The 13,730-nt window shown below is 70.3% G+C and carries 12 protein-coding genes and 1 tRNA gene; 8 read left to right on the top strand and 5 right to left on the bottom strand.

Annotated elements, in window-relative coordinates:
- The first annotated feature begins 8 nt into the window (after positions 1 to 8).
- From ACIBQX_RS15605 to ACIBQX_RS15595, 3 genes are all read left to right on the top strand, one after another.
- Positions 9 to 935: a nucleoside hydrolase gene (locus tag ACIBQX_RS15605; protein WP_397004795.1), complete on the top strand. Its 927-nt coding sequence runs from the start codon at positions 9 to 11 to the stop codon at positions 933 to 935.
- 57 nt (positions 936 to 992) lie between these two features.
- Positions 993 to 1,066 (top strand) — tRNA-Lys (locus ACIBQX_RS15600).
- A 143-nt stretch (positions 1,067 to 1,209) separates the two neighbouring features.
- Positions 1,210 to 2,874, top strand: coding sequence for a catalase (locus ACIBQX_RS15595; protein ID WP_397004793.1), 1,665 nt, complete (start codon positions 1,210 to 1,212; stop codon positions 2,872 to 2,874).
- Positions 2,875 to 2,877: 3 nt separating this feature from the next.
- Here the strand turns inward: ACIBQX_RS15595 and ACIBQX_RS15590 are convergent, their stop codons facing one another.
- Complete coding sequence (locus ACIBQX_RS15590; protein WP_397004791.1) at positions 2,878 to 3,735, bottom strand: DUF4429 domain-containing protein; 858 nt, start codon at positions 3,733 to 3,735, stop codon at positions 2,878 to 2,880.
- A gap of 39 nt (positions 3,736 to 3,774) precedes the next feature.
- Positions 3,775 to 4,494, bottom strand: a complete 720-nt coding sequence (locus ACIBQX_RS15585) for a FadR/GntR family transcriptional regulator (protein ID WP_397004789.1) — start codon at positions 4,492 to 4,494, stop codon at positions 3,775 to 3,777.
- A gap of 188 nt (positions 4,495 to 4,682) precedes the next feature.
- On the opposite strand from ACIBQX_RS15585, the gene ACIBQX_RS15580 reads away from it, so the two are divergent.
- From ACIBQX_RS15580 to ACIBQX_RS15560, 5 genes are read left to right on the top strand one after another with little or no spacing between them, the layout of a single operon-like run.
- Positions 4,683 to 6,290 (top strand): ABC transporter substrate-binding protein, encoded by a 1,608-nt coding sequence (locus ACIBQX_RS15580; RefSeq protein ID WP_397004787.1) that lies wholly within the window; start codon positions 4,683 to 4,685, stop codon positions 6,288 to 6,290.
- Positions 6,291 to 6,307: 17 nt separating this feature from the next.
- Positions 6,308 to 7,267, top strand: a complete 960-nt coding sequence (locus ACIBQX_RS15575) for an ABC transporter permease (protein ID WP_397004785.1) — start codon at positions 6,308 to 6,310, stop codon at positions 7,265 to 7,267.
- On the top strand, positions 7,264 to 9,216 hold the full coding sequence (locus ACIBQX_RS15570; protein WP_397004783.1) for a dipeptide/oligopeptide/nickel ABC transporter permease/ATP-binding protein: 1,953 nt from the start codon (positions 7,264 to 7,266) through the stop codon (positions 9,214 to 9,216). The genes ACIBQX_RS15575 and ACIBQX_RS15570 overlap by 4 nt, the downstream gene beginning before the upstream one ends.
- Positions 9,209 to 10,198 (top strand): ABC transporter ATP-binding protein, encoded by a 990-nt coding sequence (locus tag ACIBQX_RS15565; protein ID WP_397004781.1) that lies wholly within the window; start codon positions 9,209 to 9,211, stop codon positions 10,196 to 10,198. Before ACIBQX_RS15570 ends, ACIBQX_RS15565 begins: the two co-directional genes overlap by 8 nt.
- A complete protein-coding gene (locus ACIBQX_RS15560) occupies positions 10,195 to 11,118 on the top strand; it encodes a dihydrodipicolinate synthase family protein (RefSeq protein ID WP_397004779.1) in 924 nt (307 codons plus the stop codon). Before ACIBQX_RS15565 ends, ACIBQX_RS15560 begins: the two co-directional genes overlap by 4 nt.
- Positions 11,119 to 11,233: 115 nt before the next feature.
- Here the strand turns inward: ACIBQX_RS15560 and ACIBQX_RS15555 are convergent, their stop codons facing one another.
- From ACIBQX_RS15555 to ACIBQX_RS15545, 3 genes are read right to left on the bottom strand one after another with little or no spacing between them, the layout of a single operon-like run.
- Positions 11,234 to 11,491 carry a DUF1876 domain-containing protein gene (locus tag ACIBQX_RS15555; protein ID WP_397004777.1) on the bottom strand — a complete coding sequence of 86 codons (258 nt, stop codon included), beginning with the start codon at positions 11,489 to 11,491 and terminating at the stop codon, positions 11,234 to 11,236.
- Positions 11,492 to 11,550: 59 nt separating this feature from the next.
- Positions 11,551 to 12,516: a sugar kinase gene (locus ACIBQX_RS15550; RefSeq protein WP_397004775.1), complete on the bottom strand. Its 966-nt coding sequence runs from the start codon at positions 12,514 to 12,516 to the stop codon at positions 11,551 to 11,553.
- A gap of 41 nt (positions 12,517 to 12,557) precedes the next feature.
- A complete protein-coding gene (locus tag ACIBQX_RS15545; RefSeq protein WP_397004773.1) occupies positions 12,558 to 13,658 on the bottom strand; it encodes a winged helix DNA-binding domain-containing protein in 1,101 nt (366 codons plus the stop codon).
- Positions 13,659 to 13,730: the final 72 nt, after the last annotated feature.

Below are 13,730 nucleotides of genomic sequence, written 5' to 3'. Positions count from 1 at the left end.
ACGGTCACGTGACCAAAGTCCTCATCGATTGCGATCCAGGCATCGACGACGCCATGGCGCTCGCCCTCGCCGCCGGCGCCACCGGCCTCGACCTCGTCGCCATCACCACCGTCGGCGGCAACGTCGACCTCGCCCTGACCACGGCCAACGCGCTGGCCCTCAGGGAGTTCCTCGGCCTCGGCGACGTCCCGGTCACTCCTGGCAGCGCCGGCGCCCTCATGCACCGGACCGTTCGCGCCGGTGACGTCCACGGCGACACCGGTCTCGGCGGGGCCGTCCTGCCGCCGCCGCTGCTCGCGGTGGCCGAGGGGCACGCGGTGGACTGCATCATCGACACCCTGCGGGCCGCGCCCGGTGAGATCACGCTGGTGGCGATCGGGCCGCTCACCAACCTCGCCCTGGCCGTACGGCGCGAGCCGCGTGTCGTGGAGTGGGCCCGCGACCTGGTCATCATGGGCGGCTCCTTCACCCGCGGCAACCACAACCCCGCCGCCGAGTTCAACATCCTGGCCGACCCCGAGGCGGCCGCGATCGTCTTCGCGGCGGGCTGGACGGTGAAGATGCTCGGCCTGGACGTGACCCTGACCGCGATGGTCACCACCGCCGAGCTGGACCGGATGCGGCCACTCGGGCGGCTGGCCGAGCTGCTGGTGCCCGCCGCGCAGTTCTACGGCGAGGTGACCGAGCACCGCGGGCCGGCCATCCACGACGCCTGCGCGGTGGCGTACGTGCTGGACCCGTCCCTGGTCACGATGGTGCCCGCGGTGGTGAACGTGGAGACGATCGGGGAGTTCACCAGGGGCATGACGGTGGTGGACTTCCAGCTGCGCGAGCGGCGGCCGAACGCCCTGGTGGCCACCGCGCTGAACGTGTCCCGGTTCTGGGACGTGGTGCTGGAGGCGTACGGAAGGCTGGCGGCGCGGCTCGGTGACTGAGGTCCGCGACGGTGTGCGGACAGTGTGCGGCGGCTGATACAGTTACCCATGTTGCAGGCGCCGCTAGCTCAGATGGTTAGAGCAGCTGACTCTTAATCAGCGGGTCCGGGGTTCGAGTCCCTGGCGGCGCACTCCGAAGCACAGACTAGGCATCTTCCCACCTCGTGGAAGGTGCCTTTAGTCGTTTCAGGAGGTGAGGGCGAGTCTTTGCCGGTGTCGCACAGCCGCTTGGGGGCAGCGGGGGAACAGGACACCGGAGGAGAGGAACAGTGACATGACTGACGTTTCCGGCCAGGGGTCTGGGCCTGGCGACCCGCGTGAGGTGCTGACCAACCGGCAGGGGCACCCGGTCTACGACAATCAGAACCAGCGGACCGTGGGCGCACGAGGTCCGGCGACGCTGGAGAACTACCAGTTCCTGGAGAAGATCAGTCACTTCGACCGTGAGCGCATCCCCGAGCGGGTCGTGCACGCCAGAGGGACGACGGCCTACGGCTTCTTCGAGGCGTACGGGACGATCGGCGACGAGCCGGTCAGCCGGTTCACCAGGGCCAAGCTGTTTCAGGAGGCGGGCAAGCGGACCGAGGTGGCGGTGCGCTTCTCCACCGTGATCGGGGGGCGGGACTCGGCGGAGACCGCGCGGGACCCCCGGGGGTTCGCCGTCAAGTTCTACACCGAGGACGGTAACTGGGACCTGGTGGGCAACAACCTGGCGGTCTTCTTCATCAGGGACGCGATCAAGTTCCCGGATGTGATCCACGCGCTCAAGCCGGACCCGGTCACGTTCAGGCAGGAGCCGAACCGGATCTTCGACTTCATGTCGCAGACGCCGGAGTGCATGCACATGCTCGTCAACCTGTTCAGCCCGCGCGGGATCCCCGCCGACTACCGGCACATGCAGGGCTTCGGGGTGAACACCTACAAGTGGGTCAACCAGCAGGGTGAGACGGTCCTGGTCAAGTACCACTGGATGCCCAAGCAGGGCGTGCGGAGCATGACCGCGGCCGACGCGGCCGTGATCCAGGGGCAGGAGCTGGGGCACGCCACCAAGGATCTGCGCGACGCCATCGAGCGGGGCGAGCATCCCGAGTGGGAGCTGCTCGTGCAGATGATGAGCGACGAGGAGCATCCCGAGCTGGACTTCGACCCGCTCGACGACACCAAGGTGTGGCCGGAGAACGAGTTCCCGGCCAGGCCGGTGGGGCGGATGGTGCTCGACCGGGCGGTGGGCAACAACTTCGCCGAGAACGAGCAGATCTCGTTCGGCACCGGCGTGCTGGTCGACGGGCTGGACTTCTCCGACGACAAGATGCTGGTCGGGCGCACCTTCTCCTACAGCGACACGCAGCGTCACCGGGTCGGCCCCAACTACCTGCAGCTTCCCGTCAACCAGGCGAAGAACACGGCGATCAGGACCAACCAGCGTGACGGCCAGATGACGTACTTCGTCGACTCGGCGGGGGAGTCGCCGCACATCAACTACGAGCCGTCGCTGCTCGGCGGGCTGCGCGAGGGAGAGTATCCGACGGTGGACGAGGAGGGACCGGTCATCACCGGGCGGCTCACCCGCAAGCGCATCCCCAGGACCAACGACTACGCGCAGGCCGGCCAGCGCTATCTGCTGATGGAGCCGTGGGAGCGGGACGACCTGGTGCACAACTTCGTCACCATGCTCAAGCAGTGTGACCGGCGGGTCGCCGAGCGCATGGTCTGGCATCTGCTGCTCGTGGAGGACGAGCTGGGGCTGCGCGTCGGCGAGGGGATCGGCGTCACGCCCGACGACGTCAGCGGCCTGGAGCCGCTCGCCAGTCAGGATCTGACCGACGAGGACCGGGACCGGCTGGCCAAGCTGGGCGCGAACGGGCAGCGGGACGTGCACGGGTTGCGGATGACCCACTGCGTGCCGGACGAGCGGGCGGCACACGCCGACCGGGCGTGAGCCTCACTCCAGGCGGCGCAGCAGGGCCTGCTTGGCCGTGCTGAACTCCTCGTCGGTGAGCACGCCGGAGCGGTGGAGCTCGCCCAGCTCCGCCAGATGGCGCAGGACGGTCTCCGTCTCGCCGGGCGTGCTCGGCGGCGGCAGCTCGGCGAGGCCGAGGCCGAGGCCGCGGGGCAGGCGGGCGACCACGGCCGCGGCGACGAGCGCGGTCGTGCCGCCGAACTTCTGTACGCCCCAGGAGACGCAGCGCGGGTCCTTCTGCGGCGGCTTGGCGGGGCCCTCGCCCTTGAGGCGGAAGCGCAGGGAGCCGTAGCCCATGCCGATCAGCGGCTTCCACTCCACACCCACCAGGTCGGCCAGCGCGAACTCCTGCGGGCCGGCCTCGTCCTTGGTGCTACTGGCGAAGGCGGTCCATTCCAGGCGCACCCGCTCGCCGTCGAAGTGGACGGTGCCGTCGCCCGCGGTGGTCACGATCGGCACCGCGGGGCCGGGCAGCAGGAACTCCTCGCTCGGCGCGTTCGGCGTCTGCCACACGGTCAGCACGTCACGCATCTCGTCGGCGAAGTATTCGGCGGCACCGGTGCGGCCCTTGGGGATCGCCAGCCGGTAGGGGTCGGCGGGCGCGGTGAGGGAGCCGGCGACCGCGTCGGTCAGCGGATCGGCTCCCTTGCGCAGCCGTAACCGCAGGTGCCCGCCCTTGCGGGAGGGCTCGAACGTGGCGCCGGCGATCGCCTCGATCGGGATCTCCAGCTCGCCGAGCGTCTTACGCAGCTCGTGCACGTCCTTGCCGCTGCCCGGCACGATCCGCAGGGTCTCGCCGTCGAACGTCCACACCCCGTCGGACACCGCCATCTCGGCCATGCCCTCCAGCCTAGGACAGCGCGGCGGGCGGCGTCGCCGTCAGGCGGGCGGCCGGAGCCGGGCCAGACGGTTGCGCACGCCGTCGAAGTGGGCGTAGACGGCCGCCATCGCCTGCGCCTTGTCGCCCGCCAGCACCGCCGTGTAGATGTCGCGGTGGCGCCGGACCACGTCGTCAGGCGTCTCGTCGGGTGCGCCGAGGTGGTCGCGGAGCTGGTGGTAGACGTCCCAGAACGCGCCCAGCAACTGACTGACGACCGAGTTGTCCAGCGGCCGGTAGAGCAGGTCGTGAAAGAGCCGGTCGGTCTCCGGCGAGACGGCGTCGACCTGCGCCTCGGCCTCCATGCGGGCGATCACGTCGGCGACGGGCGACAGGTCGGCGTCGGGACCCAGGTCGATGAGGCGCTGGACCAGGCCGATCTCCAGGATCTCGCGGATCTCGATGAGGTTGGCCAGCGCGTTGCGGCCGTCCTGCAGGGTGATGCGGCTGTGGAAGGCGAGCTCGTCCACGAGGCCGGCCAGTGACATGCGGCCCACGAACATGCCGAAGCCGTGGCGGATGTCGACGATGCCGACGGCCTGCAGCGCCTTGAGCGCCTCCCGGATGGAGTTGCGGCTGACGCCCAGCTCCTCCATCAGCTCGGACTCGGTGGGGAGCGGGGCTCCCGCCACCAGTCCGCGCTGGAGGATGAGCTCCTTGACGCCCTCCTGGGCCTCGACGGCCCGGCTCGGCCGGGGCCGGGGGCGCGGGACAGCGGTCATGAAGGATCCCTTTCTCGAAGGACTTTGCGTAACATTCCGGAAACCTCCTGTTGACCCAAGCCCTGCTCGCCATCTAGCGTCCACCAGTACGCACAACATAGGACATGGGATGTCCCACGTTCTACGATAGCCGCCCCGAGCGGCCCACCGCAGGTAGCAATACTGCACCAACCCCCCGGGAGGCATCCGTGAGCTCTGAGTTCAGCCGCCGCGACTTCCTGCGTTACAGCGGAGCGACAGGCGCGGCCGCGATCATCGCGTCCACGCTCGCCGCCTGCAGCGGAGGACCGGCCTCGACCGGCTCCGTCGGCGCCGGATCGAACAAGGACCTGATCACCGCCGTCATCGGCTACGGCAACGACCAGAGCTGGGACCCGACGCAGACGGCCTCGGCCTTCTCGATGGCCGGCATCACCCACATCTACGAGGGTCTGCTCGACACCGACCCGATCACGCGGGAGCCCTACGCCGCGCTCGCCACGGCCCTGCCCGCGGACACCAGCGCCACCACGTGGACGTTCACCCTCCGCGAGGGCGCCACGTGGCACGACGGCAAGCCGGTCACCGCCGACGACGTGCTCTTCACCTTCGAGCGGATCCTCGACCCCGAGGCCAACGTGCTGGTGGGCAACTTCTTCCGGTCCTGGCTGGAGGAGGTCAAGAAGGTCGACGACCGCACGGTCGAGCTCGTCTTCAAGTACGCCTTCCCGGACGCGGCGCCCAGGCTGACCATCGCCAAGATCATGCCCAAGCACGTCTTCGGCCAGCCGGGCGCCTGGGACCAGGCCAAGGGCGGCAAGGCCGTCGGCTCGGGACCGTACAAGCTGGTCCAGCACAACCCGAAGTCCAACACCTCCTTCGAGGCGTTCGCCGACTACAACGGGCCGCGCCCGGCGACGGTCAAGAAGATGAACTGGCTGACGATCGTCGACGCGGCGGCGCGGGTCGCCAAGATCTCCGGCGGCTCGGCCGAGGCGCAGATCGCCGACAACATCCCGTACGCCAACGTGGACCAGCTCAAGCAGCAGGGGCTCACGGTCGAGGGCGGCGCGGGGATGAACCACATGTTCCTGATGTTCAACACCGCGACCAAGCCGTTCGACGACGTCCGCGTGCGGCAGGCGCTGCACTACGCGATCGACAAGCAGAAGATGATCGACGTGGCGCTCAAGGGCCACGGCACCGCCTCCAGCTCCTTCCTCAACGAGGGGCACCCCGACCACAAGCGGGCCTCGGTCGTCTACGACTACGACCCGGACAAGGCCAAGGCGCTGCTCAAGGAGGCCGGGGTCGACAACCTGACGGTCAACCTGATGGCGGTGAACGTGAGCTGGCTCGCCGACTGCCTGCCGACCATCGCCGCCTCGTGGGACGCCATCGGCGTCAAGACCACGCTGGAGCCGCAGGACACCGCCGCGCTGTTCACGAAGATGGACCAGTTCCAGGACTATCAGGTGGTCGCGGCGGCCTCGAACCCCAACCAGTTCGGCATGGACGCCGACCTGATCCTTCGCTACAACTTCGTCGAAGGGGGCCTGTGGATGAAGTACGCCCACTTCGACGGGAGCAAGGACGCGAAGGCGCTGTTCAAGCTGATGGACGAGGCCAGCCAGGAGTCCGACAAGGCGGCCAAGGCCACCAAGGTTCAGAAATATCTGGACGTGATCGCTGAGCAGGCCGTCCTCTACCCCGTCGTGCACACCGAGCTGATGACCGCCTGGGACCCCAAGAAGATGTCCGGTGTGCGGGCGCAGGCCTACCCGGGCATCAACCTGCTCCAGGCCCAGAGAATCTAACAGGGCGCACCTGATCCATGATTCTGATCGCCAGAATGCTGCTGCGGCGGGTCCTCATCCTGGTCCCGCTGATCCTCGGCGTCATCGCGTTCGTGTTCATCGTGATGCGCTTCTCCAACAGCAAGCCGGAGTACGCCTACTTCCAGGGTGCCAACCCGACCGCCGAGCAGATCCACCAGTTCCAGGTCGAGAACGGCCTGCTGGACCCGCTGCCGCTGCGCTACCTGCGCTTCGTCGGCGACCTCCTGCAGGGCGACATGGGCACCAGCGTCCTGACCAAGAAGCCGGTGATCGAGTCGATCACCACGGCCCTGCCGCTGACGCTCCAGCTCACCTTCCTCGGCCTGGCCGTGGGCATCGTGCTGTCGCTGGTGCTCGGCGTCGCCGGCGCGCTGTTCCGGGACCGCTGGCCGGACCAGGTGATCCGCATGGTGTCGCTGATCGGCGTGGCGGCGCCGTCGTTCTGGCTGGCGTTGCTGATGATCCAGTGGCTGGCGGTGGGCGAGGGCCTGTTCCCGACGGGCGGCTACATCAACCCGGCCGACTCCTTCCCCGGCTGGCTGCGCTCCATGACGCTGCCCGCCCTGTCGCTGTCGTTGCCGATCGCCGCCCAGCTCATCCGCATCATCCGCACCTCGATGGTGGAGGAGCTGGACCGCGACTACGTGCGCACCGCGATCGGCAGCGGCCTGCCGCCGATCGTGGTGGTCGGCCGCAACGTGCTGCGCAACGCGCTGATCAACCCGCTGACCGTGCTCGGCCTGCGCATCGGCTACCTGATCGGCGGCACCGTGGTCATCGAGACCATCTACGGCCTGCCCGGCATGGGGCAGCTCATGATCAACGCGGTGCGTGACGGCGACCCCGCCGTCGTGCAGGGCGTGGTGCTGACGATCGCGGTCGGCTTCATGGTCGTCAACCTCGCGGTCGACGTCCTCTATCTGCTGGTCAACCCCCGGCTCAGGAGTGCCGCATGAGACGAGGACTGACAGAGCGCCTGGCCCGACCCGGCATGACGTTCAAGAGGTTGCCCCCGCTGTCGTGGGTGGCGGTCGGCATCGTGCTGGTCGTCGTGCTGGCGGCGCTGTTCGCGCCGCTCATCGCGCCGCACTCGCCGTACTTCCAGAACTCGCTCGGCGGCGGCCCCTCCGCCGACCACTGGATGGGACTCGACAGCGCCAACCGCGACATCTTCTCCCGGCTGCTGTACGGCGCCCGCTGGTCGCTGATCATCGGCCTGGGCGCGACCGGCCTGGCCCTGGTGACCGGGGCGATCATCGGCGCGGTCGCGGCCACCTCCCGCAGGGCCGTCGACGAGACGATCATGCGACTGCTCGACGTGATCATGGCTTTCCCCGGGATCGCGCTGGCCGCGGTGCTGGTGGCCGTGTTCGGCGGCAGCATCACGGTGCTGGTCATGGCCATGGCCTTCCTCTACATGCCGTCGGTGGCCCGGGTGGTGCGGGCCAACGTGCTGGCCCAGTACGGCGAGGACTACGTCGCGGCCGAGCGCATCATCGGCGCCCGCACGCCGCACATCCTCATCAAGCACGTCGCGATCAACTGCGCGGCTCCGGTGCTGGTCTTCTGCACGGTGATGGTGGCCGACGCGATCGTCTTCGAGGCGTCGCTGTCGTTCATCGGCGCCGGCGTACGCCCCCCGGACCCGTCCTGGGGCAGCGTCATCGCCGACGGCAAGAACCTCGTGCTGCTCGGCGGCTGGTGGGGCACGGTCTTCCCCGGCCTGCTCATCCTGGTCACCGTGCTCGCGCTGAACATCCTGTCCGAGGGCATCTCCGACGCCTGGGCCGCCCCGGCCGCCCGCCGCCCGGTCCCCAAGGCCGAGGACGCCTTCGAGCGGGCCGAGCCGGGCACCGGCCGGATCACCGAGCTGCCGGGCCTGGCCGAGGCCGCCCGCAGGCTGGCCGAGCGGGCCCGCCCGCTGCCGCAGGGGCCGCCGATCCTGTCGGTGGCGAACCTGCGCATCGGGTTCGACGCCGGGGTGGACATCGTCGACGGCATCAGCTTCGACGTACGGCCGGGCGAGGTCCTCGGGCTGGTCGGCGAGTCCGGCTGCGGCAAGTCGCTGACCGCGCTGACGGTCATGGGTCTGCAGCCGGGCAACGCCCGCGTCAGCGGCGACATCACCTTCGACGGCGAGCAACTGCTCACCATGTCCCGCAAGGCGCGCAGGAAGCTGCTCGGCCACGACATGGCGATGATCTACCAGGACGCGCTCTCCTCCCTGAACCCGGCCATGACCATCAAGGCCCAGCTCAAGCAGGTCACCCGCCGGGGCGGCCGGCGCACCCCCGCCGAGCTGCTGGACCTGGTCGGCCTGGACGCGCGCCGCACGCTCACCTCCTACCCGCACGAGCTGTCCGGAGGGCAGCGGCAGCGGGTGCTGATCGCGATGGCGCTGTCCCGCGAGCCCAAGCTGATCGTCGCCGACGAGCCCACCACCGCCCTCGACGTGACCGTCCAGGCGCAGGTCATCGAGCTGCTGCTCAGGCTGCGCGAGGAACTGGGCTTCGCGCTCATCCTCGTCTCGCACGACCTCGCGCTGGTCGCCGACGTCACCGACCGGGTGGTGGTCATGTACGGCGGCCAGATCGTGGAGACCGGCACCACCGCGACCCTGGTCGGGGCGCCGGCCCACCACTACGCCCGGGGGCTGCTCGGCTCGGTGCTGTCGCTGGAGTCGGGGGCCGAGCGGCTCACGCAGATCCGGGGGGTGGTGCCGTCACCGGCGGACTTCCCCGCGGGCTGCCGGTTCGCCGACCGGTGCCCGATGGCCACGGCGGTGTGCCGTACCGACCCCCCGGCGCTGGAAGGCGACGCCCGCCTGCACGCGGTGGCCTGCCACCACCCGGCGGTGCTCCTCGACGAGAACCAGGAGACGCGGGGGAGTGAGCAGCATGCTTGAGTTGAAGGACGTGCACGTGGTGCACAAGGCGCGCTCCGGCGGGATTTTCTCCCGCGACCGCGTCTACGCGCTGACCAGCGCGAACATGACCATCGGCGCCGGTGAGACGGTCGGCGTCGTGGGGGAGTCCGGCTGCGGCAAGTCCACGCTGGCCAAGGTGCTGGTCGGCCTGCAGCCGCCCACGGCGGGGACGGTGTCCTTCCGCGGCCGGGACCTGTGGGCGCTGAAGGAGAGCGAGCGGCGGGCGGCCATCGGCTCCAGCGTCGGGATGATCTTCCAGGACCCGTCCACGGCGCTGAACCGCCGCCTGCCGATCAGCCAGGTGCTGCGCGACCCGCTCAACGTGCACCGGCGCGGCACCCCCGCCCAGCGCGACGCCCGCGTACGCGAGCTGCTCGACCTGGTCGGCCTGCCCGCCAGCGCCGCCGACGCGCTGCCCAGCCAGCTCTCCGGCGGCCAGCGGCAACGGGTGGCCGTCGCCAGGGCGCTCGCGCTGGAGCCCGAGCTGCTCATCGCCGACGAGCCGACCAGCGCGCTGGACGTGTCCGTGCGGGCCCAGATCCTCAACCTGCTGCTCGATCTGAAGGAACGGCTCGGTCTCGCGCTGGTGTTCGTCTCGCACGACATCCAGACCGTCCGCAGGATGAGCGACCGGGTCATCACCATGTACCTCGGCCGGATCGTCGAGCAGACGCCCGCCGAGGTCCTGCCCCTGGGGGCGCGGCACCCGTACACCCGGGCGCTGTTCTCCGCCACCCCCGGTCTGATCTCGCCGATCAACCCGATCCCGCTGGTCGGCACGGTCCCCTCGGCGACCAGGCCGCCCAGCGGCTGCCCGTTCCGCACCCGGTGCTGGCGGGCCGACGACGCGTGCGCCGCCTCCTGGCCCGAGGCCGGCGCCGGCGACGAGCACCTCTACCACTGCCACCATCCGGTGGCGGCGGGAGCCACAGACCTTCAACTGATTCAGGAGCGCGCATGACGACGGCTGGAACCCCCACGCTGAGCGGTGTCATCCCCCCGGTGTGCACCCCCTTGACCCCCGAGGGGGAGGTGGACGCCGCCTCGCTCGCCAGGCTGGTCGACCACCTGGTGGCGGGCGGTGTCGACGCGCTGTTCGTGCTGGGGTCCTCCTCGGAGGTGGCCTACCTCACCGACGCCCAGCGCAAGGTGGTGCTGGACACCGTGATCGGCCATGTCGGCGGGCAGGTGCCGGTGCTGGCCGGGGTGATCGACATGACGACGCCGCGCGTGCTCCAGCATGTCCGGGTCGCGGTCGCGGCCGGGGCGTCGGGCCTGGTGGCCACGGCGCCGTTCTACACGCGTACCCATCCGGCGGAGATCCGCACCCATTTCCGGGGCATCGCCGCCGGCGGCGGGATCCCGCTGTACGCCTATGACCTGCCGGTCTCCGTGCACACCAAGCTGACCGCCGACCTGCTGATGGAGCTGGCGGCCGAGGGGGTGCTGGCCGGGGTGAAGGACTCCAGCGGCGACGACGGCGGGCTGCGCCAGGTGATCCTCCGCCGCGAGGCGCCCTTCAGCGTGCTGACCGGGTCGGAGGTGACCGTGGACTCGGCGCTGTGGATGGGCGCCGACGGCGTGGTGCCCGGCCTGGGCAACGTGGACCCTCATGGGTACGTGAACCTCTTCAGATCCGCCTCGCGGGGCGACTGGGAGGCGGCCAGGCGGGAGCAGGAGCGCCTGGTCAGGCTGTTCGAGATCGTCCATGTCGGCGGCACCCGGATGGGCGGCAGCTCTTCCGGGCTCGGCGCGTTCAAGGCGGCGCTGCACCTGCGCGGCGTCATCGACCACCCGGCCACGGCGACGCCGCAGATCCCGCTGAACGCCGACGAGATCGGCCGGATCGGCAAGCACCTGGCGGCGGCGGGCCTGCTGTAGCGCGGGCCTGTCATAGCGCGGGCCGTCGGTGGCGGCCGGCCCGTGGTGGGCCGGTCGCCGTGGTGCGCTGTGTCAGTGCTGTCCGGCCGTTGCTGTACGGCCGGTGCTCTCCGGGTCAGCGTTGTCCGGCGAGCTCGGACACCTCCTGGGCGCCTTCCTCGATCAGCTTCGTACCGAGCTTGGTCAGCGCCCGCCCGACGGCCAGTTCGTCCCCGATGCCGGGCACGGGCGGGTCGTCCGGGTTACGGCGGGCGTGGGCCACGCTCTCGTGCCGCTTACCCTCAGCGGTGAACAGCACCGCCGTGGCGGTGGTTACGGCGTCATCGTCGTCCTCGCTGATCCAAATCTGTACATTCCACTGTTTGTACTCCACGTTCACCACCTCCCTCCTGCAAGCCCTTCCCCCAGTACGGCCGGGTAACGTCCACGGCGCTACCGGCTGACGCCGTCGCCGCCGCGTTCGAGCAGGCGCAGGTCGTCGCGGCGGGGCAGCGACTCCCAGTCGCCCTGGGACGTCACCGCGAACGCCCCCGCCGCGCACGCCGTACCCAGCCGCCGCTCGGGGGCCGCGCCGGCCAGCCAGTCGGCCAGCCACCCGGCCGCGAACCCGTCCCCCGCCCCCACCGGGTCGACCTCGGTCACTCGATACGGCTCCGCGCGGAGCAGGCGTCCGCCGGACCACTCGACCGCGCCCTGAGAGCCCAGCTTGACCAGCACATGCCGCGGCCCGAACGCGCCCAGCGCCCGCGCCAGCTCGGCAGGATCCACCCCTCCGTCAGCCGGCCGGGGGTCGTCGGCGGTGATCAGTCTGCCCTCCGCCTCGGTGGCGAACAGCACGTCCACCTGGCCGATCACGTCGCGTAGCCAGGCGCCGGCCTCGTCGGGCGGCCACAACGCCCTGCGGTAGTTGATGTCCAGGGAGACGGTGACCCCGGCGGCGCGTGCCACGGTCACCGCGTGCCGCACGCTCTCCCGGCAGGAGGCGGACAGCGCGGGGGTGATCGCCGTGAGGTGCAGCACCCGGGCGTCCCGGATGAGCTCGGGGTCGAGGTCGGCCGGGGTGAGCCGGGAGCCGGCGCTGCCCTGGCGGTAGTAGCTGACGTCGATGTGGTCGGCCGTCCGCCTGCCCTTGATCATCAGGCCGGTCGCCGCCTCGTCGGGGAGGGCGCGCACGTCCACGCCCTCACCCGCGAGCGTCGAGCGGATCAGGTCGCCGAACTCGTCGGCGCCCACCCGGCCGATCCAGCGGCAGGCGTGGCCGAGCCGGGCCACGCCGATGGCGACGTTCGACTCGGCGCCGCCCAGACCCAGGTCGAAGTCACGGGCGAAGCGCAGCGGCCCGGTGCGCCGGGCGGCGAACAGCGCCATGGTCTCGCCGAAGGTCACCAGTTCGGTCATCTAGGGGAACTACCCATCTTTCTGAGGGATGCGGCCGGAGGTCAAGACTTCGACGGGCCGTCGAGGACGGCGATCTCGTGCTCGTCGCCGGGTGCGAGGAAGCGCAGCAGCCGGCGGCCCTCCTCGGCCACCGCCTCCAGGTCGGCGATCGGCTCCCACTGGTGGATGGTCAGCGTGGAGGCGCCCTTGGCGCGGGTCACGGTCCAGTCCCCGGCGGTGAAGCCGTCGACCAGGATGGCGCGTGGCATCACGTTGGTGCCCATGAAGCCCCGCAGCGCGGCGAAACCGGCCTCGGTGATGACCCTTGTCCGGTCGGCATGTGACAGGAAAAGGTTGTCGAAGTCATACATCAACCGCACGGGTGCCGAAATTTCGGCTGAAGGTCGTACAAGGTGGGGAAGGTCGTACAAGGTGCGGCCGGACTCGTCGCGGAACCGGAGCAGGTTCATGGACTCCACCACCTCGGCCAGCCGCGTCAGGCCCGACCAGGTCTGCACGTCCATGACCGAGGACGGGCCGAACGCCGACAGATGGCGGATGACCAGCTCCTCGGCCGTCATCGGCGGCATGTCGAACCCGAGCCACGACTCGGCGCTGGTGTGCGCGATCGGCCCGCTCCTGCCCCACAGGCCGCGCGGCGGCACCTGCACCAGCGGCACCAGCCAGCGCACCACCTGGCCCAGGGTGTGCGGGTCGTTGCCGGGCCAGCGTTCGGCCAGCGCCCTGCCGAGCGCGGCGAAGGTCATCGGCTCGGCCTCCAGCAGCGACCGCCCGTGGGCCGCGAGCTCGTCGAGGTCCACGCCGTCGAGCTTTCTGACGAAGGTGGTCCTGGTCATCCGCTCGGTGACCACCTGCAGCAGCGGCCGCATCGCCAGGCAGTCGCGCGCGGTGACCAGGTGGATGGTCGAGCGCTGCAACGCGATGCGGACCAGGGCGCGCGACTCCAGCAGCTTGGCGGCGTCCGCGGCCCGGAAGCCAGCGATCCGGTTCCACAGGCCGGTGTACCAGGTGTGCGGGGTCTGCGCCTGGAGGCCGCCGACCTGTTCGACCACCTCGGCGATGGGAAGATCGGTGCGGTTCAGCAGGAACTGCCGGTCAAGGGTCGCTCTGTTCAGTTCCCTGCGGGTGAGGAGGGGGTCCATGTCGTCCAAGGTAGGGGCTGTCGCGGCAGGTCTCGTGCCGCGATGATCCAGCCTTCGTTTCCTGGTCGTAAT

This window comes from Nonomuraea sp. NPDC049714 (genome assembly GCF_044465295.1).
Taxonomy (GTDB): domain Bacteria; phylum Actinomycetota; class Actinomycetes; order Streptosporangiales; family Streptosporangiaceae; genus Nonomuraea.
The sequence above is the reverse complement of the archived record's forward strand: the minus strand, read 5'-3'. Positions and strand labels throughout refer to the sequence as shown.

Coding starts and splice junctions, on each gene's coding strand:
- ACIBQX_RS15595 (WP_397004793.1), top strand. CDS start 1,210: ATGACTGACGTTTCCGGCCAGGGGTCTGGGCCTGGCGACCCGCGTGAG.
- ACIBQX_RS15590 (WP_397004791.1), bottom strand. CDS start 3,735: ATGGCCGAGATGGCGGTGTCCGACGGGGTGTGGACGTTCGACGGCGAG.
- ACIBQX_RS15585 (WP_397004789.1), bottom strand. CDS start 4,494: ATGACCGCTGTCCCGCGCCCCCGGCCCCGGCCGAGCCGGGCCGTCGAG.
- ACIBQX_RS15575 (WP_397004785.1), top strand. CDS start 6,308: ATGATTCTGATCGCCAGAATGCTGCTGCGGCGGGTCCTCATCCTGGTC.
- ACIBQX_RS15570 (WP_397004783.1), top strand. CDS start 7,264: ATGAGACGAGGACTGACAGAGCGCCTGGCCCGACCCGGCATGACGTTC.
- ACIBQX_RS15565 (WP_397004781.1), top strand. CDS start 9,209: ATGCTTGAGTTGAAGGACGTGCACGTGGTGCACAAGGCGCGCTCCGGC.
- ACIBQX_RS15560 (WP_397004779.1), top strand. CDS start 10,195: ATGACGACGGCTGGAACCCCCACGCTGAGCGGTGTCATCCCCCCGGTG.
- ACIBQX_RS15550 (WP_397004775.1), bottom strand. CDS start 12,516: ATGACCGAACTGGTGACCTTCGGCGAGACCATGGCGCTGTTCGCCGCC.
- ACIBQX_RS15545 (WP_397004773.1), bottom strand. CDS start 13,658: ATGGACCCCCTCCTCACCCGCAGGGAACTGAACAGAGCGACCCTTGAC.